Source organism: Acinetobacter sp. 789_lipA, from assembly GCF_058242845.1.
This window is the reverse complement of record NZ_JBZAYS010000001.1, coordinates 836972-860842: the sequence shown is the minus strand read 5'-3', so window position 1 is coordinate 860842 and position 23871 is coordinate 836972. Positions and strand designations below refer to the sequence as shown.

26 protein-coding genes are annotated in these 23871 nt (G+C 44.6%); 14 read left to right on the top strand and 12 right to left on the bottom strand.

Features of this window, described 5'->3' with window-relative positions:
• Positions 1-48: 48 nt before the first annotated feature.
• On the bottom strand, positions 49-264 hold the full coding sequence (locus tag AC4CUZ_RS04045; protein ID WP_236769952.1) for an Lrp/AsnC ligand binding domain-containing protein: 216 nt from the start codon (positions 262-264) through the stop codon (positions 49-51).
• 35 nt (positions 265-299) lie between these two features.
• A complete protein-coding gene (locus AC4CUZ_RS04040; protein WP_005401455.1) occupies positions 300-506 on the bottom strand; it encodes an Lrp/AsnC family transcriptional regulator in 207 nt (68 codons plus the stop codon).
• Between the two features lie 95 nt (positions 507-601).
• Here AC4CUZ_RS04040 and AC4CUZ_RS04035 point away from each other — a divergent pair, with 95 nt between their 5' ends.
• The gene (locus AC4CUZ_RS04035; protein WP_171054271.1) at positions 602-1222 is read left to right on the top strand and encodes a LysE family translocator; all 621 of its coding nucleotides are present in this window, start codon (positions 602-604) and stop codon (positions 1220-1222) included.
• 13 nt (positions 1223-1235) lie between these two features.
• Here the strand turns inward: AC4CUZ_RS04035 and AC4CUZ_RS04030 are convergent, their stop codons facing one another.
• The gene (locus AC4CUZ_RS04030) at positions 1236-2294 is read right to left on the bottom strand and encodes an RNA-guided endonuclease InsQ/TnpB family protein (RefSeq protein ID WP_058951462.1); all 1059 of its coding nucleotides are present in this window, start codon (positions 2292-2294) and stop codon (positions 1236-1238) included.
• Between the two features lie 20 nt (positions 2295-2314).
• Between AC4CUZ_RS04030 and tnpA the strand changes: the two genes are divergently transcribed.
• Positions 2315-2728 (top strand): IS200/IS605 family transposase, encoded by a 414-nt coding sequence (gene tnpA, locus AC4CUZ_RS04025; protein WP_005402021.1) that lies wholly within the window; start codon positions 2315-2317, stop codon positions 2726-2728.
• 160 nt (positions 2729-2888) lie between these two features.
• Here tnpA and AC4CUZ_RS04020 read toward each other — a convergent pair whose 3' ends face one another.
• Together AC4CUZ_RS04020 and AC4CUZ_RS04015 are read right to left on the bottom strand one after the other, a co-directional pair.
• The gene (locus AC4CUZ_RS04020) at positions 2889-4166 is read right to left on the bottom strand and encodes a replication-associated recombination protein A (RefSeq protein WP_005401453.1); all 1278 of its coding nucleotides are present in this window, start codon (positions 4164-4166) and stop codon (positions 2889-2891) included.
• Positions 4167-4265: 99 nt separating this feature from the next.
• Positions 4266-4718 (bottom strand): YcgN family cysteine cluster protein, encoded by a 453-nt coding sequence (locus tag AC4CUZ_RS04015; protein ID WP_039890724.1) that lies wholly within the window; start codon positions 4716-4718, stop codon positions 4266-4268.
• A gap of 202 nt (positions 4719-4920) precedes the next feature.
• On the opposite strand from AC4CUZ_RS04015, the gene AC4CUZ_RS04010 reads away from it, so the two are divergent.
• The 8 genes from AC4CUZ_RS04010 to ahr all read left to right on the top strand — a co-directional run bounded on the left by AC4CUZ_RS04010 (position 4921) and on the right by ahr (position 10088).
• On the top strand, positions 4921-5079 hold the full coding sequence (locus AC4CUZ_RS04010; protein WP_004647174.1) for a DUF1328 domain-containing protein: 159 nt from the start codon (positions 4921-4923) through the stop codon (positions 5077-5079).
• Between the two features lie 167 nt (positions 5080-5246).
• Positions 5247-5987, top strand: a complete 741-nt coding sequence (locus tag AC4CUZ_RS04005) for a dienelactone hydrolase family protein (protein ID WP_126034759.1) — start codon at positions 5247-5249, stop codon at positions 5985-5987.
• A 74-nt stretch (positions 5988-6061) separates the two neighbouring features.
• Complete coding sequence (locus AC4CUZ_RS04000) at positions 6062-6424, top strand: HIT family protein (protein ID WP_004691832.1); 363 nt, start codon at positions 6062-6064, stop codon at positions 6422-6424.
• 108 nt (positions 6425-6532) lie between these two features.
• Positions 6533-7567: an A/G-specific adenine glycosylase gene (gene mutY / locus AC4CUZ_RS03995; protein ID WP_126034757.1), complete on the top strand. Its 1035-nt coding sequence runs from the start codon at positions 6533-6535 to the stop codon at positions 7565-7567.
• Between the two features lie 84 nt (positions 7568-7651).
• Positions 7652-8194: a M23 family metallopeptidase gene (locus tag AC4CUZ_RS03990; protein ID WP_171457133.1), complete on the top strand. Its 543-nt coding sequence runs from the start codon at positions 7652-7654 to the stop codon at positions 8192-8194.
• A 15-nt stretch (positions 8195-8209) separates the two neighbouring features.
• Positions 8210-8455: a hypothetical protein gene (locus AC4CUZ_RS03985; protein ID WP_004691836.1), complete on the top strand. Its 246-nt coding sequence runs from the start codon at positions 8210-8212 to the stop codon at positions 8453-8455.
• Positions 8456-8474: 19 nt separating this feature from the next.
• Positions 8475-9029 (top strand): DNA-3-methyladenine glycosylase I, encoded by a 555-nt coding sequence (locus tag AC4CUZ_RS03980; protein WP_058951485.1) that lies wholly within the window; start codon positions 8475-8477, stop codon positions 9027-9029.
• 36 nt (positions 9030-9065) lie between these two features.
• Positions 9066-10088 carry an NADPH-dependent aldehyde reductase Ahr gene (ahr, locus tag AC4CUZ_RS03975; RefSeq protein ID WP_411935205.1) on the top strand — a complete coding sequence of 341 codons (1023 nt, stop codon included), beginning with the start codon at positions 9066-9068 and terminating at the stop codon, positions 10086-10088.
• Between the two features lie 28 nt (positions 10089-10116).
• Here ahr and AC4CUZ_RS03970 read toward each other — a convergent pair whose 3' ends face one another.
• Positions 10117-11568 (bottom strand): aminotransferase-like domain-containing protein, encoded by a 1452-nt coding sequence (locus AC4CUZ_RS03970; protein WP_490747302.1) that lies wholly within the window; start codon positions 11566-11568, stop codon positions 10117-10119.
• A gap of 99 nt (positions 11569-11667) precedes the next feature.
• Between AC4CUZ_RS03970 and AC4CUZ_RS03965 the strand changes: the two genes are divergently transcribed.
• Entirely contained in the window at positions 11668-12069 is a 402-nt protein-coding gene (locus tag AC4CUZ_RS03965) for a hypothetical protein (protein ID WP_125280873.1), read from the top strand.
• A 48-nt stretch (positions 12070-12117) separates the two neighbouring features.
• On the opposite strand, the gene AC4CUZ_RS03960 is transcribed toward AC4CUZ_RS03965, so the two are convergent.
• Both AC4CUZ_RS03960 and dapB read right to left on the bottom strand, forming a co-directional pair.
• Positions 12118-12765, bottom strand: coding sequence for an SRPBCC family protein (locus AC4CUZ_RS03960; RefSeq protein WP_490747301.1), 648 nt, complete (start codon positions 12763-12765; stop codon positions 12118-12120).
• 59 nt (positions 12766-12824) lie between these two features.
• On the bottom strand, positions 12825-13646 hold the full coding sequence (gene dapB, locus AC4CUZ_RS03955; RefSeq protein WP_062031806.1) for a 4-hydroxy-tetrahydrodipicolinate reductase: 822 nt from the start codon (positions 13644-13646) through the stop codon (positions 12825-12827).
• Positions 13647-13843: 197 nt separating this feature from the next.
• Here dapB and AC4CUZ_RS03950 point away from each other — a divergent pair, with 197 nt between their 5' ends.
• Positions 13844-14083 carry a hypothetical protein gene (locus AC4CUZ_RS03950; RefSeq protein ID WP_490747299.1) on the top strand — a complete coding sequence of 80 codons (240 nt, stop codon included), beginning with the start codon at positions 13844-13846 and terminating at the stop codon, positions 14081-14083.
• 63 nt (positions 14084-14146) lie between these two features.
• Here AC4CUZ_RS03950 and dnaJ read toward each other — a convergent pair whose 3' ends face one another.
• The 4 genes from dnaJ to AC4CUZ_RS03930 form a co-directional block, all read right to left on the bottom strand.
• Positions 14147-15265 carry a molecular chaperone DnaJ gene (gene dnaJ / locus AC4CUZ_RS03945; RefSeq protein WP_490747298.1) on the bottom strand — a complete coding sequence of 373 codons (1119 nt, stop codon included), beginning with the start codon at positions 15263-15265 and terminating at the stop codon, positions 14147-14149.
• Positions 15266-15368: 103 nt separating this feature from the next.
• The gene (locus tag AC4CUZ_RS03940) at positions 15369-15746 is read right to left on the bottom strand and encodes a hypothetical protein (protein ID WP_490747296.1); all 378 of its coding nucleotides are present in this window, start codon (positions 15744-15746) and stop codon (positions 15369-15371) included.
• A 131-nt stretch (positions 15747-15877) separates the two neighbouring features.
• Positions 15878-19015 carry an efflux RND transporter permease subunit gene (locus AC4CUZ_RS03935; RefSeq protein ID WP_490747294.1) on the bottom strand — a complete coding sequence of 1046 codons (3138 nt, stop codon included), beginning with the start codon at positions 19013-19015 and terminating at the stop codon, positions 15878-15880.
• 2 nt (positions 19016-19017) lie between these two features.
• Positions 19018-20118 carry an efflux RND transporter periplasmic adaptor subunit gene (locus AC4CUZ_RS03930; protein ID WP_419275318.1) on the bottom strand — a complete coding sequence of 367 codons (1101 nt, stop codon included), beginning with the start codon at positions 20116-20118 and terminating at the stop codon, positions 19018-19020.
• Positions 20119-20267: 149 nt separating this feature from the next.
• Here AC4CUZ_RS03930 and AC4CUZ_RS03925 point away from each other — a divergent pair, with 149 nt between their 5' ends.
• Together AC4CUZ_RS03925 and ppc are read left to right on the top strand one after the other, a co-directional pair.
• Positions 20268-20894 (top strand): TetR/AcrR family transcriptional regulator, encoded by a 627-nt coding sequence (locus AC4CUZ_RS03925; protein ID WP_490747292.1) that lies wholly within the window; start codon positions 20268-20270, stop codon positions 20892-20894.
• Between the two features lie 205 nt (positions 20895-21099).
• Positions 21100-23784: a phosphoenolpyruvate carboxylase gene (ppc, locus tag AC4CUZ_RS03920; RefSeq protein ID WP_490747290.1), complete on the top strand. Its 2685-nt coding sequence runs from the start codon at positions 21100-21102 to the stop codon at positions 23782-23784.
• Positions 23785-23871 lie beyond the last annotated feature (87 nt).

Below are 23871 nucleotides of genomic sequence, written 5' to 3'. Positions count from 1 at the left end.
GAAAAACCGAGCCATTTCACTCGGTTTTTCATCTTCCCATCTAAGCATTTATAGATTGGTATATCGATTTTTAGTGGTATCCATCACCAAAAAACTGGTGATCGAGCTAATGGATGGAATCGTTCCCAAAACATCGGTATGAAACTTTTTATAAGACTTGATGTCTGCCACTTCAACCCTAAGCAAATACTCAACCGAGCCTGTAATGGTATGACACTCAGTAACTTCATCCGTTGCAGTGATCACATCCTCAAACTGACTCAAGCTTTCTTTTGAGTGACAAGACAGCCCAATGGTCACTAAACCGTTAAACCAATCCCCAAAAGCGAACGGTCAATCACCGCTTTATAGCCTCGGATCACACCAATTCTTTCTAACTCTTGCACGCGTCGTAAACAGGCCGAGGGTGACAAACCCACGCGTTCTGCCAGTTTAATATTGGTTAAATGTGCATCGCGCTCAAGCTCACACAATATTTTTCGGTCTAATCGATCTAATTCAATCATTTATTGCATAAAATTCAGTATTAACGATCAATATACAACCAAATTGTGCTAGATCAACAATAAAATGATAGTTATTTGATTAACCCATCCCCTTTATGAACGCTTCACTGTTTGTCTCTTATCTGCTGTTCTGTGTCGTAATGACCTGCACCCCAGGACCCAATAATGCACTGGTCATGCTGTCTGGTGCACGATTTGGCATCAGTAAAACCCTACCTCTGGTTTTAGGCATTGCCTTTGGTGTGGCCGTGCAACTCTTCGCCATCGGCATCGGCTTAAATCAGGTGTTTCTGGCCCTGCCCCAACTCCAATTTATTTTAAGTTTAATCGGCACAGCTTATATTCTGTGGCTCGCATGGAAAATCGCGTCCAGTGGGCCACTCAACATCGAATTAGAACAAAAACCATCGATGGGTTTTCTACAAGGGGCTCTTTTTCAGTGGGTCAATCCCAAAGCGTGGATTATCTCCATCAGCACCATTGCCACTTATTTTGCTTTAAACCATCATGTCAGCGATATTCTTTATGCGGCCCTGATATTAATGTTAGTTTCCATTCCATGTGTCGGGGTTTGGGCTGTCGGTGGTCTTTTCTTACGCCAATATCTGATGAAACCACGCTTTGCCTTGAGCTTTAACATCACGATGGCAATCGCCTTATTGGTCGCTGTGTTACCTGCGACATTAAAATTGATAAATACGCACATCGGAACTTGACATCCTCCGCGACCTAAAGGACGGGGATTCCTACTGCTAGACGCTCATGTCCGAGCGCAAGAATATTCAGTGCGGAATTTATATCCCTATCATGGAATGTACCGCATTCCATGCACTGCCATTCTCTTATTCCAAGTCCCGTTCTACCTTTCGGACTACTACAGCGTGAGCCACAGCTCGAACAAGTTTGGGTGGTATAGGCTTCATTGACTTCTTTATACCATACACTTGCGTTCTCGCATTTATACTTGAGCATGGTTCTAAGTGTTGTCCAACTTGCATCTAATACAGACTTCGCTAGTTTAGTCCGTGCTAATGCCTTTGCATTCACATTACCAACGAAGATGGCTGCATGTTTATTCACCAATTTATGACTGAATTGATGTAGCGTATTTTGACGTATGTTTCTAATCTTGGCATGAATCGCTTTAACACGCTTTTTATTTCTAGCACGTTGAGCAATGCCAAGTTTTTGTTCGTATTGCCGATAGATTTGAGGGGCTTTGAGCTTTACGCCATCTGAACAGGTTGCAAGGTCTTTTAAGCCCAAATCTATACCGATTGAGGTATTACCCTTTGATTTAACTTGTTTTGTCTTATCAACAACTAAACAAACATACCAACGTCCACGACTGTCTTCTACAAATGAGCCTGTTTTGACGTTGTATTTTGATAGTCCATAGCTATCCCATAGCTTGAATTGATGCTTGCCATACTGCACGTAGCCATCAGCATATTTGATTGCAACCTTTTTGAAGGGTATCCAACCCAAAGAACGTCTTGCAGACTTCTTATTACTCACCCGCCATTTTAGCTTTGCTTTTTTAAACTGCTTTCTTCGAGTAACCAATTCTTCTGTTATCGCTTGAACAGTTTGACTATGCAGATTGCATTCTTTAGATGTGCCTTTCGTGTATTTAGCAATATCGTAAGCTGAAAGAAATTCACCTTTTCTTTTTAGATGTTTAAATCCTAAATCATTCACATAATTCCAAACAAAATTTACTTCCAATGCGAGTTGGTCTAGTACCTTGTAATGTTTGTCTTTTATGCGTAATTTAAGTGTTTTCATGATTAAAATATATTTGGTCTATGAGCAATAGTCAAGAGATTAGAACAGGTCGCCACTGTGTTTTTAATATGCATGTACATTTAGTCTTTGTGGCTAAATACCGTAGAGATGTTTTTACCAAAGCAATGCTTGAAACAATGCGTGAAGTGTTTGAGCGTATCTGCTTAGACTTTGAAGCCGAGTTGGTAGAGTTTGATGGTGAACACGATCATGTTCATTTGCTTGTGAATTATCCACCTAAAATAGCAATTTCTAGCTTAGTGAATAGTTTAAAGGGTGCTTCAAGTCGCATTGTAAGAACCAAACACCCTGAAATTAAAAACAAGCTATGGGGCAGTGCTTTGTGGTCGCCTAGTTACTTCGCTGCTTCATGTGGCGGTGCGCCAATTGGAATTGTTAAACAATATATTCAACAACAGCAAACACCGCATTAATGGCTTACGCCACTCGCTTATATCCTCGGGCTAAACCCCGAGGTTTTACGCTCCAATGGATAAAAACGCTACAGTGCTTAAAGAAAAAACTGCTCAATGAATGTGACTAAATCCTAAGCCCCAGAAACAAAAAGCCTGATTTGTGAATCAGGCTTTTTTATTACTGCTGCTGTTGCTGCTCTTGTTGCCAACGGCGTTGCTGTAAACGCTCACCCTCAACCTCACGCTTATTGCGTGCCGACTCATACAGCTTGGCGCCTTTGAGCTCAGGGGGTAAATATTCTTGCATCACAAAATGCTCTGGATAGTTGTGCGGATACAAGTAGTCGACGCCATAGCCCTGCTCTTTCATCAACTTGGTCGGTGCATTTCTTAAATGCAGCGGCACAGGTAAATTCGCTGTTTTCTCGGCCAAGTCCAAGGCTTTATTGATCGCAAGATAAGTACTGTTACTTTTGGCACTGGTCGCCAAATATACCGCACACTGCCCAAGAATAATTCGACACTCTGGCATGCCCACCGCTTGAACAGAACGGAAACATTCTCCAGCAAGCAGCAGTGCATTGGGGTTAGAGTTACCAATGTCCTCAGAGGCTGCAATCAACATCCGACGGGCAATAAAAACAGGATCTTCACCGCCTTTGAGCATACGTGCCATCCAATATAACGTGGCATCGGGATCACTCCCCCGAATCGACTTAATAAAAGCCGACACTAAATCATAGTGCTGCTCACCCGATTTGTCATAACGGGCGATATTTTGCTGTGCAACTTTGACCACCATTGCATTGGTCACGATATTTTCAACGTCAGGCTCGAAGGTGCCCGCAATCAGTTCAATTAAATTCAAGGCTTTGCGCGCATCACCTGCGGCAAACTGCACCAGTGCTTCAAATTCTTCAATTTGAATATAACGCTCTTTTAAAAACGGATCGTTCTTAATCGCTTGCAGTAATAAAGTTTGAATCGCATCGGCATCAAGCGCATTTAAGGTATAGACCTGACAACGCGACAACAATGCACTGTTGACTTCAAAAGAAGGATTTTCAGTGGTGGCACCAATGAGGGTAATTTTGCCTTTCTCCACAGCATTCAGTAAGGCATCTTGCTGCGATTTGTTAAAACGATGAATTTCGTCAATAAACACCACAGGTGGCATTAAATCTCCGCCATCAGCAATGATCTCACGGAGCTCTTTAACCCCCGTATTGAGCGCAGATAGACTGACAAATGGTCGATCAATCGCTTGCGCCAACAGTAAAGCAATCGTGGTTTTCCCCACGCCTGGCGGCCCCCAAAAAATGATCGATGGCAAATGCCCTTGATCGATCATTTGGCGGAGCGGTGCCTGCTCACCCAATAAGTGATCCTGCCCAATAATTTCAGATAAATCACGCGGGCGTAAACGTTCAGGCAGTGGAATATTGCTATCGGACATAGGGCTAGGACTTATCATGCGTTCATCGAATGCTTATGTTATGGCAAATTCAGGCAAATGACACAAGCTTTTCATGCAATTTGATGGTGCTTTTATGGACTAGCGAACCCAACGCACAATATAGTCTTCGATGTCGTCATCCTGAATCTCTTCTTCAGAAATACAACGTCCTGCCGCAGACTTTTTCGCTTTCAGAATACTTTGACGTGAGCCCGTGTTCAGATAGTGCCATCTGGGCAAATTTTTACCTTCATGCAGACGACGGTAAGCACAGCTCGGTGGTAACCAATGAATCGTGTCTAAAAGTTCGGGCGTAAGCTGGATACAATCGGGCACATGCTGCTTTCGGTTCGGATAATCCCGACAACTGGCCGTTTGACAGTCCAGCAGTTTACAGGCCACTTTGGTATAGGCGACTTCTTGGCTTTCTTCATCTTCAAGTTTCACCAGACAGCATAGACCACAACCATCACACAACGCTTCCCACTCCGCTGAGCGTAGCTCAGTGAGCGCATAATGCTTCCAAAACTCTGGTCTTAATTCGTTGGACATAACCACTGCCAATAAAACTGAATGCACTATTATAACCTATAGTCACATGGCTTTCAGAGCTATCTAAAGTGTCAATATTTACATCATATTCATAAACTTAAAATATAAACAGAACACTTTTTAAACAAAAGCAACACAGTGTGTCCGAACGTTGTTTCTATACTAATAGAGTAATAAATAAGAACATCTATGGAGAAAAATTATGTTTCGTTGGGCGATTATCTTCGCAGTGATTGCACTGATTGCAAGTTTACTTGGTTTTGGCGGCGTAGCAGGTTTATCCAAAGACTTTGCGATTATTTTATTGGTGATTGCTGTGATTCTTGCGATTGTCGGATTTTTATCCCGTGGCAAAGTCTAAAGTACACAACTCTTAATAAAGAAAAAGAAGGATTCAGATCCTTCTTTTTTTATATGTGCCTTTAAAAAATAATTTCTCACATTTCTCATGTACATCGGAATATTTTTCAAATCCTTGTAAAAGTTTTTATGCTTTAATCAGAGCAGATCATCTATCAGGATTTGAGCATGACAATCAGTATTCAAACTCGAGAAATTCAATATAACGCAGCCGATGGACAACGCTTAGTCGGTTATTTTGCAGCACCAAGCTCTCAAACACCGCATGCAGGTATCATCGTTGCACCCGAATGGTGGGGCCGAAATGAATATACTGAACAACGTGCTCGCGAACTGGCTGAACACGGTTATGCCGCACTGGCGATTGATATGTATGGTGATAAAAATGTCACCACAGATGCGAAACAAGCCTATGAATGGATGATGCAAACTTTTGCCGATGCAGACACCATCGTCAACCGGGCTAAAGCAGGTTTAGATACGCTTGCTGCCCAGCCTGAAGTGAATGCAGATCAACTGGCGGCGATTGGTTTTTGTTATGGCGGTAAAGTGGTTTTAGACTTAGCTCGCTCAGGTGCACCACTAAAAGCAGTGGCGACTTTCCACGCAACATTAGCACCCAAAACCCCTGCGGTCGAAGGTCAAATTCAGGGTGAAATTTTAGTTTTACATGGTGAGTTAGACAGCATGGTCACTTTGGATGATGTTGCCAGCTTCCGTGAAGAAATGCATGCGGCAAAAGTGGACCATGAAGTCATCATTTTTGAAGATGCCAAGCACGGTTTTAGCAACCCATTGGCCGATGAGCGTGCCAAAGCCAATGGCGTGGACTTGGGCTATAACCCAGAAGCAGAAAGACAAGGGCTAGATGCAATGTATGACTTGCTAGAACGCAATCTCAGTGCTTAACTAGAGCTGAGAATTCAAATATTTGATTTTTCAGATCCAACAGGATACATAATTAGATTTTAGAGGAGATAACAATGACTGAGACCCACTGCCAATATTGTAATTTTGATGAATATGACGTGCTTGATAAAAATGACTTTGGGGTGATTTTGCCCGAACCCAATGCATTGTCTAAAGGTCACTGTGTCATTATCCCTCTACGTCATGTGAGCTCATTTTTTGACATTACCGACAAAGAACGTAAAAGTTTAATGTCTTTGCTAGAACTGGCACGTAATGAACTCCAATTGCGTCATCAACCTTCAGGCTTTCATATTGGTTTTAATGACGGTGAAATATTTGGGAATGTATCTGAACACTTACATATCCATATTATTCCACGCTACAAAGACCAAGAGCTAAAACTCGATGCACGTTGGGGCATGACAAAAGACTAAGTTTTTATGGTTTTAAATGGCGCGTAAGCGCCATTTTTTATGCGCAAAAACTCGGGCTCAGAAAAGACATTCAGTTATACTAAGCCGAATTTCTTGCTTGTGCCTCAGATGTCTCCTTTCTCTTTTTCAGATGCGTTACTGACTTGGTTCGATGTTCATGGTCGACATGATCTGCCATGGCAAGTAGCCGATGATCCCTACAAAGTCTGGGTGTCTGAAATTATGCTGCAACAGACCCAAGTCAAAACCGTGCTGCAATACTTCGAGTGTTTTATCGAACGCTTCCCAACGGTTGCAGCTTTAGGGACAGCATCATGGGATGAGGTCGCACCTTACTGGGCAGGTCTGGGCTACTATGCCCGTGCACGTAATCTGCATAAAGCCGCAGGGGTTGTGGCACGTCAGGGACACTTTCCTCAAACTTTAGAGGACTGGATTGAACTACCAGGTATTGGTCCATCAACTGCAGGGGCGCTGATGTCTTTGGGTTTACGTCAGTACGGCGTCATTATGGATGGCAATGTAAAACGTGTGCTCGCGCGTTTTTTTGCCATTGAGGATGATCTAAGCAAACCTGTGCATGAACGCAGCATGTGGCAACTGGCCACTGAACTCTGTCCAACTGAACGTAACCACGACTATACCCAAGCCATCATGGATTTGGGGGCAACCGTCTGTACCCCTAAAAAACCGCTGTGTTTATACTGTCCAATGCAGCAACACTGTAAGGCTCATGCACAAGGGCTAGAAACTGAACTGCCTTTTAAAAAACCCAAGAAAGCTGTGCCTGTGAAGTCAGCCCAAGTTTTGGTACTGCGTCATCACAATCAATGGCTGTGGCAACAGCGTCCCAATAGTGGAATCTGGGGCGGTTTATGGTGTTTACCTATTTTTGAAAATCGTGATGAACTTACGCAACTGTGCCAAAGTCTAGGACTGAAACAAGTCTCGCAACACGCTGAAATTTCGCATAGTTTCACCCATTTCACTTGGCAACTTGAAGCACTTTGCTTTGAAGTGGATGCCGATCAACTCGAACATTTAAGTATAGAGTTGGCCAGCACATGGCTAGACATACAAAATGTCACAGAAATGGGCATCCCAACCGCGATGAAAAAATTGATCTCGGCAATTCAACTGTGACATAGTTGGGTGATCAATTGGGTTCACCCTGAGACTTTAAAATTAGATCACTGAAATAATAAAGGATTGTTCGTGCGTAATTGTTTGCCCCGCCTTTCTGCGCTTGCCAGTTTATGTTTTGTGATTCTGTTACTCGCAGCTTGCCGTACTACGCCGCCTGCGCCGAGTGGAAGCCATTTACCCGCCTCACAAGTCCAACAACTGAAAAACATGCGTTTAGCTCAGCAGCTGCCTGTACCCGTTCAAGGCATTAAACGTCAGGGACTCACAGATACTTGGGGAGCGTCTCGCAGTAGCGGACGGACGCATGAAGGCATCGACATTCTGGCTCCACGTGGAACAAAAGTTTTTTCTGCCACAGAAGGTCTCGTTGCAGACTTACGCAATAACAATTTGGGTGGTAAAGTGGTTTGGATTATGGGGCCAGCAGGCACTTGGCATTACTACGCTCATCTTGATGACCATAAACGTGGCTTAAGTGTCGGCGACTATGTCAAAAAAGGCGACCTGATCGGCTATGTCGGCAATACAGGCAATGCCCGGCACACAGCCCCACATTTGCATTATGGACTTTATTTACAAGGTAAAGGCCGTGGTGCAGTAAATCCCTATCCTTATTTACGTTAACTTTAGGAATTTTTCATGTCAGAAGCGTTGATCAACCGTCTGGTCGAATTTGCTGAATCAGGCAATCAACAAAAAATCATCTTGGCAGGACAAAACCACCAAGGTTGGATCATGGAAATTACCGAAGATGCGCTTTTAATCAGTACTGGATTTGCTGAAAAAACAGGAAAAGATGTTTGGATTAACTTTTCCGACCTCGAACACGCCCAATTATTTTATTGGGACAATCAACACGACCAATGGGCACCTTTTACCCTATAAAAAGATCAGGAGCATGTTCATGACCACTCAACGCTGCGGATGGTGCTCCTCAGACCCACTTTACATCGACTACCATGATCATGAGTGGGGTAAACCACTACATGATGAAAACCAATTATTTGCGATGCTCTGCCTCGAAGGTCAACAAGCGGGGCTGTCATGGATTACCGTTTTGAAAAAGCGTGAACATTATCACCGCCAGTTTTTCCAACATTCCATCGAGCAGATTGCGGCTTTAAGTGATACCGACTTAGCCGAAAAAGTCCAAGATATCGGCTTAATTCGCCATATCGGGAAGCTGACCGCCATTCGTGACAATGCGATTGCATGGCAAGCCCTGAAACAACAAGGCATTAACCCCGTTGAGTGGCTCTGGAACTTTGTCGAGCAACACGCCATCAACAATGATGTCCCTGACTACCGTACAGCACCTGCACAGACATCTCAAAGCCAAAATATGTCTAAAACCCTAAAAAAACAGGGCTTTAAATTTGTCGGACCCACCACCTGCTATGCCTTTATGCAAGCGGTTGGCATGGTCAATGATCACGAAAACAGCTGTCATTTTAAGTAAAAGTACATAAAAAACAGGAAAATAAGGATATAGAATATGACGGATAATACCATTCGTGCCTATGCGGCAATGCAAGCAGGCGCAGCGTTACAACCCTATCAATTCGATGCGGGTGAACTGCAACCACATCAGGTCGAAGTCCAAGTCGAATATTGTGGATTGTGCCATTCCGATGTTTCGGTCATTAACAATGAATGGAACTCTTCGGTCTATCCCGTTGTCGCTGGTCATGAAATTATTGGCACCATCAGTCGCCTAGGCTCCGAAGCCAAAGGGCTTAAACTTGGACAGCGCGTCGGTATTGGCTGGACGGCAGAAAGCTGCCAACACTGTGACCCCTGTGTATCGGGTCAACAAGTACTCTGTACAGGTGGGTCAACAGCAACCATCGTCGGTCATGCAGGTGGCTTTGCCGATAAAGTTCGCGCCGGTTGGCAGTGGATTATTCCTTTACCTGAAGAGCTAGATCCTGAGTCAGCGGGTCCTTTATTGTGTGGCGGTATTACCGTTTTTGATCCAATTTTAAAACACCAAATTCAAGCCATTCACCATGTTGGCGTGATTGGCATCGGTGGTTTAGGGCATATGGCTATTAAGTTACTTCGAGGATGGGGCTGTGAAATTACGGCGTTTACCTCGAACCTCGACAAAACGGAAGAACTCAAGGCCATGGGTGCAGATCATGTGGTGAATAGCCGTGATGTGGATGCGCTTAAAACCCAGCGAGGCAAATTCGATCTATTGCTCAGTACGGTGAATGTCACGCTCAATTGGCCTGCCTATATCAGTACACTGGCACCGAATGGCACGATCCATCTGCTAGGCTTGCCTCTAGAGCCCATCAAGTTAAATGCAGGTAGTCTGATTGCTGGAGCAAAATCTATCACGGGTTCACCCACTGGCTCACCTGCGGCATTACGTCAGCTACTCAAATTCGCTGCACGTAAAAACATTGCGCCACAAATTGAACTGTATCCTATGTCACAGTTGAATGAAGCACTGGAACGGTTACATTCTGGAAAAGCCCGTTATCGGATCGTCCTCAAAGCCGATTTTTAATCCATAAGCGCCTCAAAAGAGGCGCTTTTTATACCGCTTGTTTGAGCAACGTCGAACTGCTGAGTTGCGCTTTCACCCAATCGGCCAACAAAGTGACCGCTGCGCGAATATCTGTTGAAATTTCATGACCTGCATTGAGGCGGATACAGTTTTTATAACGCTGCCCTTCACCAAAGACTTCGCCTGGCACAATATTAATACCGTGCTGCTGAGCAAAATAGTACATATCTAAACCGTCAATACACTCTGGCAACTGTAACCACAGTGCATAACCACCAAAGGGTTGATTGATACGTAACTCAACTCCGTTAAAGGCATGCTGAATCATGTGTCGGTATTGCTCAACTTGCTGTTTCAAAATCGGCTTTAACTGCTGTAAATGCTCCCGATAAGCACGACTATAAATGAGATCGGCCAGTGCCAACTGCAAGGGTGTATTCACTGTAATATTTTGCATCAATAACGTAGCCTTCAAATGCGCTAAGCGCTGCGGAATACAAAACCAACCTACGCGATACGCAGTTGAAAGTGACTTGGAAACCGAACCACAGAAAATCACATAACCCTGCTGATCCCAATACTTAATCGGCAGCGGACGACTCGAGCTGAAACTACATTCACCATAAATATCATCTTCAATCACATAGCAATGATAGCGCGCCGCCAGTTGTGCAATTTTTTCTTTTTCTGCATTGCTTAAGCAAAACCCCAATGGATTTTGATAATTGGCCGTGAGTAAGCACGCTTTTGCGCCTGAACTTTGCATGACCTGCTCTAAACGTTCAAGATCAAAGCCTTGAGTATCGGCTGGAATTTCAATAATTTTTCGTTTTAACCCCGCCAACATTTGCAACTGACCATTAAAATTCGGGGTCGGTACAATTACGCTGTCGCCTTCCTTGCTGAGGTGTTGGATCATCACCGACAGCGCTGGCATACAGCCATTGCTGATGTAAATATCATCCTGCGAAATATAGAAGCCATCTTCAGCCCAATGCTCAGACAAGGCCTGCCGTAAGCGAATATGGCCCTGCTTATCGCTATATAAAAAATCTTCAGGTTGGCTGTGTTTTAAGGCGCGTTGAATGGAGCGGCGAAGCGCTTCTACAGGCACATGTTTTGGCGAAAGCTGAATCGCTCCCAAATGGATGAGACGGCTATTAATGGAAGACTGTTGAATTTCCAGCTGTAGCTCTAAGTTAGAAATATCACGAGCTTGAGACTGAAAATCAGGATGCTGTGGTACGGGAATAGATGGGCTGGTATTTTTTTGATAACTGACAAAATAACCCGACTTATTTTTCACATGAATATAACCCTGTGACTCAAGTAGCTCATAACAGCTCTTGGCGGTATTCAAGCTGACCTTTTGTAAGTTGGCAAACTGGCGTAACGACAACAGCTTTTGCCCTGCGGGTAATTCAGCATTTTGAATTTTTTCAAGCAACTGTGCAGCCAAGCTTTGATACTGGAATGCCATTCATCTGTACCTATTTTTTTAATTTTTATGTATCTGTATCCATTATGCCAACAGAATTATGCTTCTGTCATTCGTTCACAACCATAAATAGGCACTTTTATGAAAAAAATAATCATATCTCTCTTTTGCTTATTAAGCTTATCGGCTTGCCAACCGCCACATGTTTCACAGCAGGTACAACAGCAGCATTTTATTTGTAAAGCCCTGATTGAAGGGTTTCTGAAAACGCAAAATTTAACTGATTATCAGTTTTTAAGTTTAGCGCCGAGCTTGACTGAAACCTCGACCCAACGGACCTATCAATATCGGTTGAACAATGAACGTGAAATGCAGATGAACTTGCCCCGCCAGAAAAATTTACAGTTCCAATGTGACCAAAGCAGTGCTGAAAACTTCAAGATCTCGCTCGCTGGTGAAGGACATGCCATGCTCAGTTTAATCCAGTTAGACCTGCCTAAGGCTTCAACCTTAGAGCTGCTGAACGCTTATCAACAGCCTTAAGTTTTAAAACATAAAAAGCCTGCATTGCAGGCTTCTTCGTCTTTAAAATTAACGTAAGGCAGCTGGTAAATGGGCAGGAGTGTCTTCTTGTTCCAGCAATTGATTTTTCATTTTTTGCAGCATTTGATAGGGTTGTTGTTGGACAAACATATTCACAAACTTCAGTGGTATCGCCCCCTCAGGGTTAGCATAACCTGAGGTCGAAACCTTGACTTTATTTGATCCCAGTTTCTGAAAGGTCCAATCGCCCTCATAATAGTTTAGGCGCACATAATCTGGATTTATAAGAATGTTTTTATCAATCGCTTTATTTTTAATGCTAATAATGCCCTGACTGTCCTTGGTCATTTTCCCCTGCACCACCAAGTCGCGGTCTTTTAAAGGAAAAGGAAAATCCAGCACCATATACAGCTGAAACTCGCCTTTTTTATCATCGCGCGACAAGACTTTCACACTGCCCATATACGGCACCCATTTCACCGCATGGTCAACATCTAAGATCAATGACACTGCTTTTTCAATCGGCACACCAAACGTGGTTTCAGCCTTATATAAAAAGACTGGGTTTTGCGCATTTTGATAGGTCCAAACTTTAATATTATTTTTATGAATACTGAGTTTGGCTTGATCCATAGGTTTGGCCTGTGCTGTCGTCATCACGGCAACAACACAAGCCATATATATGACTTTTTTCATTCTATTCTTCGTCTTATTTTAGTTTTTTATCTTGTTTTTATGGTGAATGAAGCAGGTTTTTAAACTTGAATGTCGTTAAAACCCAGTACATCTTTCATGTCATATTTACGTGCTTCACGTCCTACCACCCAAGCCGCAGCACGTACCGCACCCGAAGCAAAGTTCATCCGGTTGGTCGCTTTATGAGTAATTTCAACACGCTCACCATCGGCAATAAACATAGCCGTATGTTCACCGACAATATCGCCACCACGAATGGTTTGGAAACCAATACTTTGACGCTCACGTGGTCCTGTATGACCTTCACGGCAATACACTGCATCGGTTTTCAAGTCACGACCTAAAGCACCCGCAATCGCCTCACCCATCATCAACGCTGTGCCTGATGGTGCATCGACTTTATGACGGTGATGCGCTTCAATCACTTCAATATCCACTGTGTCGCCAAAGACTTTAGAAGCCAATTCCAACAGTTTAATCGAAACATTGACCCCCACAGAATAGTTGGCTGCATAGACCACAGGTGTTTGAGTCGCAGAGTCATCCAAATAAGCTTTTTGTTCGTCATTCATGCCCGTGGTGCCAATGACAATGGCCACCCCAGCTTCACGACAAATTTTTAAATGCTGAACGGTCGCTACTGGTGCAGTGAAATCAATGATCACATCACAATCTTTCACTACCGCTTCCAGACTACCCACCACCTTCACGCCGAGGCTGCCAATACCTGCAAGCTCACCTGCATCTGTACCAACCAGTGAGCTTTCAGGGCGTTCCACTGCCGCAGCCAGTTGATAGCCTGCTTCGTGTACCGCTTGAATAAGGATGCGACCCATACGACCGCCGGCACCTAAGACACCAATGCGTGGAGCTGCTGACATAACATATTCCTAATCTAGCTTCAAAATTGCTCTTACTATAGCAAAACTGATTGCCCAGACTAAGGTTTGTTGGCCATTTTCATCGAAAAAATCGCTTTATTTTCAGACATGCTTTCTCATGCTTTTCACAAATTTGCAATCAATCTTACGCAGACTAGGTTCGCTTTTAAAAACAACTTTAAAATGAGGAAAATAGAATGAAAACCAAGGTACTTTTTCTAGCGATGGCGTTTGGGGGCAGTTGGGCACAGGTTCAGGCTGAACCCGCTGTTCAAGCAGGCGACACCTTAGAAAGTTTGTCACAGGTCAAGATCACTACTAGCACACATCCCAAAGCACAGGCCGAGCAACAAGTACAAGCCGCTGCACCTATGGCTGAAGAAATGGTGTCGGTTGAAGAGATCGATCAACCTGAGCTGCCAACAGAAGCGCAATAACATAAAAAAAGCGGGAAAATATTCCCGCTCTTTTCAACACCGATTCACACGTACCGTATTTAATTAATCAAACAGTCGGTCAAAGAAAGACTTCTTCTTTGGTGATGATTTGTGATCATCTCCATCCAAGGTCTCTTGCAACTCTTTCAACAGTTCACGTTGACGTGCTGTTAAGTTGACTGGCGTTTCAATCACGATACGGCAGAGTAAGTCACCTTGCATACTAGTACGTACAGGTTTAACCCCTTTGCCACGTAAACGGAACATTTTACCCGTTTGTGTGCCTTCAGGAATTTTCAAACTCACACGACCTTCGAGTGTCGGGATTTCAATTTCTTTACCCAAAGCAGCATCGGCAATGCTCACAGGGACATCCATATACAGGTCTGCACCATCACGTTGGAAGATTTCGTGCTCACGCACTACTACTTCTACGTACAAGTCGCCTGACTGACCATCACGAATCGCTTCGCCTTTGCCCGTTAAACGAACGCGGTCACCGTTGTCGACGCCCGCAGGAATCGTCACTTCTAAGGTTTGTTGACGGTCTTTAACACCTGAACCATGACAGGTATTACATGGGTTCTTAATGATCTTACCCTGACCGCGACAGGTGCTACAAGTCTGCTGTACAGAGAAGAAACCTTGCTGCATGCGAACCTGACCTGCACCATGACAAGTTTTACAGGTTTCAACATCGTTCGGGTTTTTAGAGCCTTTACCGTCACAGGTTTCACACGGCGCTGGTGCGGTAAAAGTAATGGTTTTTTTCACCCCTCTTACTGCTTCTTCCAACGTCAGTTCCATCACATAACGTAAGTCAGAACCACGACGTGCACGCTGTTGACCACGACCACCGCCGCCACCAAATGCGCCACCGAAAATGTCACCGAATTGATTAAAAATGTCTTCTGCGCTGAAACCACCACCGAAGCCGCCTCCGCCGCCCATACCACCTTCAAAGGCTTGATGCCCCATACGGTCATACATGCTACGCTTTTCGCTATCCGATAAAATTTCATAAGCTTCAGCCGCTTCTTTAAACTTCTCTTCAGCTTCGGCATTGTCAGGGTTGCGGTCCGGATGATATTTCATCGCCAACTTACGGTAGGCTTTTTTAATTTCATCATCACTAGCGGTTTTAGCAACACCTAAAACCTCATAATAATCACGTTTAGCCATGTCTGGCGATGCTCCTCACGGAATTTATTTAATACTCAACTGTGGTCTGAAATTGGGTTCAAACCAAGTTTTACAAGGGGGTGTTTGAAAAAAATCAGTAGAATTAGAAAACTGCTTTATTTTTCAAAAATTTAGACAGGCCTTTAAACCACGCATTTAGAAGGAAGAGAAATGCAATACAGCTAAAAACCACACCTGCAACAGTGCATCCAGTCACCCACAATGCACTGTCCCAAGTGAAGAAAATAAGAGGAATAAACCACAACGCTGCAAATAACGCCATAATGCTATAAATTACAATATTGCGCATGACCCAAAGTGCTTGCGCTTGTAACCATACTTCAGCATGATCAATTTGCGTGACTTTTCGGGCATACCAGTAAGAAAATGCGCCGCTAATCACAGTAAACAAAGCAAAAAACATGAAGACATAAGAAATCGCGATAGAGCGGCGATACTTGGTTACATTGTCTTGCATCATGCGTTTAACCCCATTTGCTACATCGTTTATTTTTTAATGTGTAGCAAAAAACTGCTTTATAAAAATGCCATAAATTTCAGGTGCTACTATATTGAAATTTTCAACGTTTCGCACCTGATATTGGCATAAATTTAAGGCTTATGGCTAATTTTTTTTACTTTAAACCACTGCGCATACAAGGCCGGTAAAAAGAACAGGATTAATAGCGTCGCCACAATCAGTCCGCCCATGATCGCAACGGCCATAGGTCCAAAGAAAATACTTCTAGACAATGGGATCATCGCCAGAACTGCTGCCAATGCCGTCAGCACAATTGGACGACAACGTCGCACCGTCGCATCGATGATTGCATCCCATGATTCATGCCCTGCTTGAATATCTTGCTCAATCTGATCAATCAAGATCAGCGAGTTACGCATGATCATGCCCGACAAGGCAATGGTCCCCAACATCGCAACAAAGCCAAAAGGTTTATTGAACAACAGCAGGAATAACACCACGCCGATCAAACCTAAAGGCGCAGTGAGTAAGACAATCGTGGCACGAGACATACTGCGCAGTTGAATCATCAGCAAAGTCATGACCACGGCCAAGAACAAAGGCATACCCGCTGCAACCGATTTACCCCCACGTGCAGACTCTTCCACTGTACCGCCGACTTCAACCAAATAACCATTCGGCAGTTCTGCACGCAGCTGATTCATCTGCTCAGCCATTTCATCCACCACCGTGGCAGGCTGTAACTTGGTCCGAATATCTGCACGTACCGTAATGGTTGGTAGGCGGTTACGATGCCAAATCAAACCTTCTTCAAAGCTATAATCAATTTTTGCAATTTGTGCCAACGGGACTGTTCCGCCATTTGAAGTTGGAACGGCAAGGCTCGCCAGTGATGCTACTTCAACCCGCTCGGCTTGATCACCACGTAAACGGATTTCAATCAGTTCACGTTTCTCACGGTATTGGTTAATGGTGGCACCCGAAATTGAGCTGTTCAAGAAATTGGCCAAATCTAAACTCGATACCCCCATTTGGCGGGCACGGTCTTGGTCAATCTCTAAATTGATCATCTTGCTTGGTTCACCCCAGTCCAAATGCACATTGGTGGTGTTGGGGTTAGCACTCAACATCGCCGCGACTTTATCCGCCCAAGCACGCACTTGGGTTAGGTCTTCACCCGATACGCGATATTGAAGTGGATAACCGACAGGAGGGCCGTTTTCAAGTAAAGAGACACGAGTACGTACATCGGGCAATAACTGACGGATTTGGGTGTCTAAGGATTTGCGAATTTCATTGCGATCATCCAGTGAAGAAGCCAAGACCACAAACTGAGCAAAGCTGGCTTGTGGTAGCTGCTGATCGAGCGGTAAATAAAAACGTGGCGAGCCTGTGCCCACATATGCCACATAATTATCAATGCCTTCTTGCTTCGACAGGAACTGTTCAACTTTTTTCACCGCATTTTCAGTTGCGGTTAAAGATGCTCCTTCTTCAAGTTTTAAGTCGACCAAAATTTCGGCACGATTCGAAGGCGGGAAAAACTGCTGTGGTACTAACTTAAACATCAACACCGAGAGTACAAAAATAGCCACAGTCGTCGCAATGACCGTTTTACGATAGGTCACACACAGATCGACCCAACGGCGAAAACCTTGATAGAACTTGGTTTGATAAGGATCGTGATGCTCACCTGCATGATGCACCATCGGCTGAGATTCTGGCTGTTTGCGCAAACGTGCCCACAAACGGCTATACCACGGCGCTTTTTGAATCAGCTCTTTATTAAAATCGGGCAGGAGTTTGTCACCCAAATAAGGTACAAAAAGCACCGCTGCAAACCATGACACAATTAAGGCAATGGTCACCACTTGGAAAATAGAACGGGTATATTCGCCTGTACTGGACGCTGCTGTAGCAATCGGTAAGAAGCCCGCAGCGGTAATCAAGGTTCCCGTCAACATGGGGAAAGCCGTCGTTCGCCACGCATGCCCTGCTGCTTGTAGTCGACTGTAGCCTTGCTCCATTTTGATCGCCATCATTTCCACAGCAATAATAGCGTCATCGACCAAGAGCCCGAGCGCCAAAATCAACGCACCTAAGGAAATTTTATGTAGACCGACATCAAAAATATTCATGCCTGCAAAGGTCATGGCTAGGACCAATGGAATGGAGAATGCCACCACCAGTCCAGTACGGAAACCCAGCGAGAAAAAGCTAACCAGCAAGACAATAATCACCGCTTCAGCCAAAACTTTCATGAACTCGTTGACACTACGCTTCACCGCGACAGGCTGGTCTGAAACTTTCTTCAGCTCCATACCTAAAGGCAAAGTTTTTTGCAGCTTGGAAAACTCAGTTTCTAAGTTTTTACCCAAAGCCAAGATGTCGCCACCTTTACGCATCGACACCGCAATGCCAATGCCATTTTCCCCCATAAAGCGCATACGGGGTTGAGCAGGTTCACTAAAGCCACGATAGACGTCGGCAACATCGCTGAGCTGGATGGTTTTTCCATTGACCAATAAAGGCATACGTTGCAGTTCTTCAACGCTCTTAATTTGCCCTGTGACTCGAAGTTGAATACGATCCGATTCTGTTTCAAAAAAGCCTGCACTGGCCATGGTATTTTGCTGTTGCAGGGCTTGTTGCACTGCTGTCACAGGAATGCCTAACTGTGCCGACTTGGTGTTGGAAATTTCAATCCAAATCTTTTGATCTTGCAGCCCAACCAAGTTGACCTTGGCGACATCTTTGACGCGTTGCAGTTGTAACTGTAGACGGTCGGCATATTCTTTCATCACCGCATAATCAAAGTCTTTACCAGTCAGTACATAAATGTTGCCGAAAGTATCGCCAAACTCATCATTAAAGAATGGTCCTTGTACCCCATTAGGCAGCTGATGTTTGATGTCTCCAACCTTCTTGCGTACGTCATACCACACATCCGGTATCTCACTGGAGCGCATAGCATCTCGTGCCACGAAAGTCACCATCGACTCGCCAGGTCTGGAGTAGGCCATAATGCGCTCATACTTACCCGTGGTCATCAGCTCTTTTTCAATACGGTCGGTCACTTGTTCAGACACTTCACGCGCCGTTGCACCCGGCCAATAGGTCTGTACCACCATCACTTTAAAGGTAAAAGGCGGGTCTTCGCTTTGTGCAAGTTTGGAATAAGACACCACACCCACGATGCCCAGTAACAACATCAAATAAAGGACCAAGCCCTTATTTTTTAAGGCCCATTCCGACAGGTTATAGTTCATGCTTAACTCCCTGTCGCAATCTTGACCGTTTTGTTGTCACGGCTAATCGGTTGAATTTTTTGTTTTTCACGCAGTAAATGCACCCCACCCACCACGACATAGTCCTTTGGCTGTAAACCTGAACGAATGGTAACGCTGTTTCGACCATACTCCCCCACACTGACAGGGACTTTACGAATGCTGTTGTCAGCATTCACCACCCAGACATAAGCATTTTTACCTGCAGCGGAAACACTGGCTAACGGTACACTCAACACATTGCTTTCAGTTGAACTGAAAAACACCCGAGCACTCTGTCCCAGTTGAATCGTATTTTGTCCTTCACGCAAAGCCACTTTGACACTAAAAGTACGTGATTGATCTGCGGCAGGCGAAATTTCACGGACGTAGGCAGCAAAACGCTCATCGGGTTTAGACCACAAGGTGACGATTGTATCCTGTCCGACTTTAATCTGAGCAATGGCTTGTTCAGGCACACCAATCACCACTTCACGATCACCTGAAATGGCCAGTTGAAACGCGGGTTGCCCTGCTGAAATCACCTGTCCAATTTCAATATTACGCTCGGTAATCACGCCGTTTTTATTGGCGATCAGTTGGTTATAACTGGTTTGGTTTTGCGTAACGTTATAATTGGCTTGTGCTTGTTTCAAGCTCGACAGTGCGGCTTTATATTGATTTTCAACGCTGTCGTACTGTGAACGACTCACCGCATTACTCGGTAATAATTGCTTAAAGCGTTTGAGTTCATCCTGCGCATTTTTTTCAGCCGCTTGGGCACTTTCTAACTGTGCTTTGGCTGCATTGAGTTGCAACTGGGCATCTTGTACATCTAAGCGTGCTAAAACTTGTCCGACTTTGACTTGGTCACCCACATCGACCAGACGCTCCGTAACTTGTCCCCCAACACGAAAGGACAGTGCCGTTTGTTGGCGGGCTTGCACTTCGCCTGCATAGCTTTTTTGTTCTAGATGCGTGGTATTCGGTTGGCTCACCATTACCAAAGGCACCGACTCTGGTTCGGTCGTGTCTTTGCTACATCCCCACAAGGTGATACTACACACCACCATCATACTTGCCACAAGGGTCTGAATTTTGCTCATGAAGTCTGCTCTTCTTCCATAACCACCAATTAATCAGGCACAATATCCAGACTTAACTTGGTTATTTTTTAATTAATATACTGCATAGTACACTAATTAAAGATATGCTCAGATGTAAATGACTTTTTGAACTTTTTTTAGGAAAATGTGTGCAAGCTTCAGCAGGACGTCCCAAAGATTTAGAAAAACGGCAACGTATTTTGGAGGTGGCACGTCAGTTGTTTTTACAACATGGCTACCACGGCTCCAGCATGGACCATATTGCCAAGGAAGCGCACGTCACCAAACTCACGGTATATAACCATTTTCAGGACAAAGCCAATCTGTTCAGTTGTGCAATTGAGGAAACCTGTGAAAAGCTGATGCTGGGTCGTTCATTTCAATTGCAACGTGCCGAAGACTTTGTGCCCATGCTCGAACAGATTTGTGCGCTATGGATGCATATTATTAACTTGCCTGAGGCCATCAAGCTGGAGTACTTACTATTACAGCTGGCCGCTGAACAAAACCCATTGCTAGAGAACTTCTATAAAGCCTCTCACCTCAAAATGCGGGCGATTTGGGAACAGTTCTTTGACCAAGCTCAGGCCTTAGGCGTTCTTCAGTTTGAACAGGTCAACGAGGTCATCACCTTATTAATGTCTTTGCTGTTTGGATACCGTCACCAAGAAATGTTGTTGGGGATGAATGAAGTGCCCAATGCCAAACAACGCGAGCAACTGATTCAAGAAGCCATTGCGATTTTTTTATTAAAATACCCCTTACAAAAACCTTAAGATTCGGTTAATTAAACTTATATTTTTTATAATTAATTCAAATGCTTGCAATTAAAAACCCTCTTTACTTTAAAACAATTGCTTGCCCTAAGTTGTTCATTTGCTTCTAAATTCAGCAATTAATCCCCTACTTTTGTCTGCCCCTACTTGGATTGTCATCGAATCGGGGTATAGTCAAATTAAGAACAACGAGGGAATAATAATCATGATTCAACAAATTGATGCTCCACTACGTGAAGATGTCCGATTACTCGGCAACCTATTGGGTGAAACCCTCAAGGAGCATGCAGGACAAGATTTGTTTAATCAGGTCGAGCAAATTCGGGCCTTATCCAAAGGGGCACGGGATGGGCAAGTTGAAGCCGAAAAGCAGCTGGAACAACTGTTTTTCAGCCTTGAAGATGATGAAATTCTGCCGCTGACGCGTGCCTTTACCCACTTTTTGAACTTTGCCAATATTGCGGAGCAATACCATGTGGTCCGTAGCCGTCGTCAAAGTGAATTTGATGAGACCGCACCCTCTCCAAATCCGCTCGACCACCTCTTTGCTAAATTTAAAAATAACGACATTTCAACCGATACGTTGTTCCAGCAAATCTGTGATTTAAATATTGAACTGGTTCTGACCGCTCACCCTACTGAAGTCAGCCGACGTACCCTGATCCAAAAATATGATGGTATTAACGATGCCTTATTTAAAATGGATCAGCAAAAACTGACCCCTCGTGAGCGCCAAACAGTCCTTGAAGACTTAAAACAACTAATCTGTTCGGCGTGGCAGACCGATGAAATTCGTCAACACCGTCCAACCCCTGTCGATGAAGCAAAATGGGGTTTCACCACCATTGAGCAAACCTTATGGAATGCCGTACCGAAGTTCATGCGTGAACTAGACGACATGGTGATTGAACACTGTGGGCAGCGTCTGCCTTTACATGTGGCACCTGTACGTTTCGCTTCATGGATGGGTGGTGACCGTGATGGCAACCCGAATGTGACACACAACATTACGCAAGAAGTCCTGTGGCTATCGCGTTGGAAAGCAGCTGATCTTTACTTACGTGACATTGAAGACTTGCGTTGGGAACTGTCGATTCAAAGCTGTAGCGATGAACTGCGTCAAGCCTTGGGCCAAGACCATCCTGAACCGTACCGTGAATATTTACGCGATACCCGTGAACGGCTGAAAGCTACGCGCCATTGGCTCGCAGAAAAACTGCGCGGTGCCGATGCCGATGACAGCTTGGTGATTAAAACCAAAAATGAACTGCTGCAGCCTTTACTGCTGTGTTATCGCTCTTTAATTGCCAGCAACCTGCCTGAAATTGCCAATGGCAAATTGCTAGACTTTATCCATCGAGTGAACTGTTTCGGGATTGAACTGCTAAAACTGGATATTCGCCAAGAGTCAGGACGTCATCGCCAAGCGATTTCGGCCATTACTGAATATTTGGGTCTGGGTAATTTTGAAACGTGGACCGAACAAGCGCGTCAAAACTTTTTATTGCAAGAACTACAAAGCAAACGTCCACTGTTGCCGAAGCATTTAAATGAACCTGCGCAAAGCTTAATTGAACAACCTGAAGTACAAGAAGTGTTTGCCACCATGCGTACTTTGGCGGCGCAGCCTCAAGAAAGTTTAGGTGCCTACATTATTTCGATGGCTGAATATCCTAGTGATGTGCTGGCGGTACTGCTTTTGCAAAAAGAAGCAGGCATCCAACATCCACTACGTGTGGTGCCATTGTTTGAAACATTGAAAGACTTAGATGGCGCCGCAGCCACCATGAATACCTTATTCAATATGCATTGGTATAAACAGCATATTCAGGGCAAACATGAAGTGATGATTGGTTACTCAGACTCGGCAAAAGATGCAGGTTTTATGTCAGCCAATTGGGCACAGTACCGTGCGCAAGAAGAATTAACCGCAATTGCGAAAACACATGGCGTACAACTCACACTATTTCATGGTCGTGGCGGTTCCATCAGCCGCGGCGGTGCGCCAACACAACAAGCCCTGTTTTCACAGCCACCCGGCTCGATTTCAGGTGCAATTCGAGTCACTGAACAAGGTGAAATGATTCGCTTCAAGTTTGGCTTAGAAGGCATTGCGCTGCAAAACTTAGAGATTTATACCGCTGCCACTTTAGAAGCCACCTTACTTCCACCGCCCGTCCCAAAACCTGAGTGGCGCGAGTTGATGCACAGCATGACCGATTTGTCGGTACAAGTGTATCGTCAGACTGTGCGAGAAAACCCGCACTTCGTAAAGTACTTACGTACAGTCACGCCAGAGCTTGAACTGCAAATGTTACCGCTTGGCTCACGCCCTGCAAAACGTAAAGTCACTGGCGGCATTGAGTCCTTACGTGCCATTCCTTGGGTATTTGCGTGGACCCAGATTCGTTTGATGCTACCCGCTTGGTTAGGTACAGGCGCAGCAATTAACCAAGTGATTGATCAAGGGCATAAAGCCACCTTAGATGAAATGCTGGTGGCTTGGCCGTATTTCCAAACCCTGATTGATATGTTGGAAATGGTGCTCTCAAAGTCTGATGCTCATGTGGCACTGTATTATGAGTCGCACCTGACCGATGATGAAGACTTGAAAGTGCTCGGTGAACATCTACGTCAGCGCTTAAAGTATGCGGTGCAAACCCTCTTGGCGCTTAAAGGTGAGTCTAAACTCCTCAGCAGTAACGAAGTTTTAGATCAGTCGATGAGAGTGCGCAAACCGTATTTATTGCCCCTGCATTTACTCCAAGCAGAGTTAATGAAACGTCGCCGCCGTTACCTAGAAGAGCGTCAGGAAACAAATACACCTGTAGATCATGCACTTATGGTGAGTATCGCCGGTATTGCTGCGGGTCTTCGTAACACAGGATAAAGTTTTAAGCCCGCTCCATTTAAAGCACATCAGCATGATGTGCTTTTTTATTGACCGCATGGTCAAACCTTTTATAATTTTTTTTAT

Excerpts from the sequence above, each read along its gene's own strand:
- AC4CUZ_RS04040 (WP_005401455.1), bottom strand. The coding sequence starts at position 506 with ATGATTGAATTAGATCGATTAGACCGAAAAATATTGTGTGAGCTTGAG.
- AC4CUZ_RS04035 (WP_171054271.1), top strand. The coding sequence starts at position 602 with ATGAACGCTTCACTGTTTGTCTCTTATCTGCTGTTCTGTGTCGTAATG.
- AC4CUZ_RS04030 (WP_058951462.1), bottom strand. The coding sequence starts at position 2,294 with ATGAAAACACTTAAATTACGCATAAAAGACAAACATTACAAGGTACTA.
- tnpA (WP_005402021.1), top strand. The coding sequence starts at position 2,315 with ATGAGCAATAGTCAAGAGATTAGAACAGGTCGCCACTGTGTTTTTAAT.
- AC4CUZ_RS04020 (WP_005401453.1), bottom strand. The coding sequence starts at position 4,166 with ATGTCCGATAGCAATATTCCACTGCCTGAACGTTTACGCCCGCGTGAT.
- AC4CUZ_RS04015 (WP_039890724.1), bottom strand. The coding sequence starts at position 4,718 with ATGTCCAACGAATTAAGACCAGAGTTTTGGAAGCATTATGCGCTCACT.
- AC4CUZ_RS04010 (WP_004647174.1), top strand. The coding sequence starts at position 4,921 with ATGTTTCGTTGGGCGATTATCTTCGCAGTGATTGCACTGATTGCAAGT.
- AC4CUZ_RS04005 (WP_126034759.1), top strand. The coding sequence starts at position 5,247 with ATGACAATCAGTATTCAAACTCGAGAAATTCAATATAACGCAGCCGAT.
- AC4CUZ_RS04000 (WP_004691832.1), top strand. The coding sequence starts at position 6,062 with ATGACTGAGACCCACTGCCAATATTGTAATTTTGATGAATATGACGTG.
- mutY (WP_126034757.1), top strand. The coding sequence starts at position 6,533 with ATGTCTCCTTTCTCTTTTTCAGATGCGTTACTGACTTGGTTCGATGTT.
- AC4CUZ_RS03985 (WP_004691836.1), top strand. The coding sequence starts at position 8,210 with ATGTCAGAAGCGTTGATCAACCGTCTGGTCGAATTTGCTGAATCAGGC.
- AC4CUZ_RS03980 (WP_058951485.1), top strand. The coding sequence starts at position 8,475 with ATGACCACTCAACGCTGCGGATGGTGCTCCTCAGACCCACTTTACATC.
- ahr (WP_411935205.1), top strand. The coding sequence starts at position 9,066 with ATGACGGATAATACCATTCGTGCCTATGCGGCAATGCAAGCAGGCGCA.
- AC4CUZ_RS03970 (WP_490747302.1), bottom strand. The coding sequence starts at position 11,568 with ATGGCATTCCAGTATCAAAGCTTGGCTGCACAGTTGCTTGAAAAAATT.
- AC4CUZ_RS03965 (WP_125280873.1), top strand. The coding sequence starts at position 11,668 with ATGAAAAAAATAATCATATCTCTCTTTTGCTTATTAAGCTTATCGGCT.
- AC4CUZ_RS03960 (WP_490747301.1), bottom strand. The coding sequence starts at position 12,765 with ATGAAAAAAGTCATATATATGGCTTGTGTTGTTGCCGTGATGACGACA.
- dapB (WP_062031806.1), bottom strand. The coding sequence starts at position 13,646 with ATGTCAGCAGCTCCACGCATTGGTGTCTTAGGTGCCGGCGGTCGTATG.
- AC4CUZ_RS03950 (WP_490747299.1), top strand. The coding sequence starts at position 13,844 with ATGAAAACCAAGGTACTTTTTCTAGCGATGGCGTTTGGGGGCAGTTGG.
- dnaJ (WP_490747298.1), bottom strand. The coding sequence starts at position 15,265 with ATGGCTAAACGTGATTATTATGAGGTTTTAGGTGTTGCTAAAACCGCT.
- AC4CUZ_RS03940 (WP_490747296.1), bottom strand. The coding sequence starts at position 15,746 with ATGATGCAAGACAATGTAACCAAGTATCGCCGCTCTATCGCGATTTCT.
- AC4CUZ_RS03935 (WP_490747294.1), bottom strand. The coding sequence starts at position 19,015 with ATGAACTATAACCTGTCGGAATGGGCCTTAAAAAATAAGGGCTTGGTC.
- AC4CUZ_RS03930 (WP_419275318.1), bottom strand. The coding sequence starts at position 20,118 with ATGAGCAAAATTCAGACCCTTGTGGCAAGTATGATGGTGGTGTGTAGT.
- ppc (WP_490747290.1), top strand. The coding sequence starts at position 21,100 with ATGATTCAACAAATTGATGCTCCACTACGTGAAGATGTCCGATTACTC.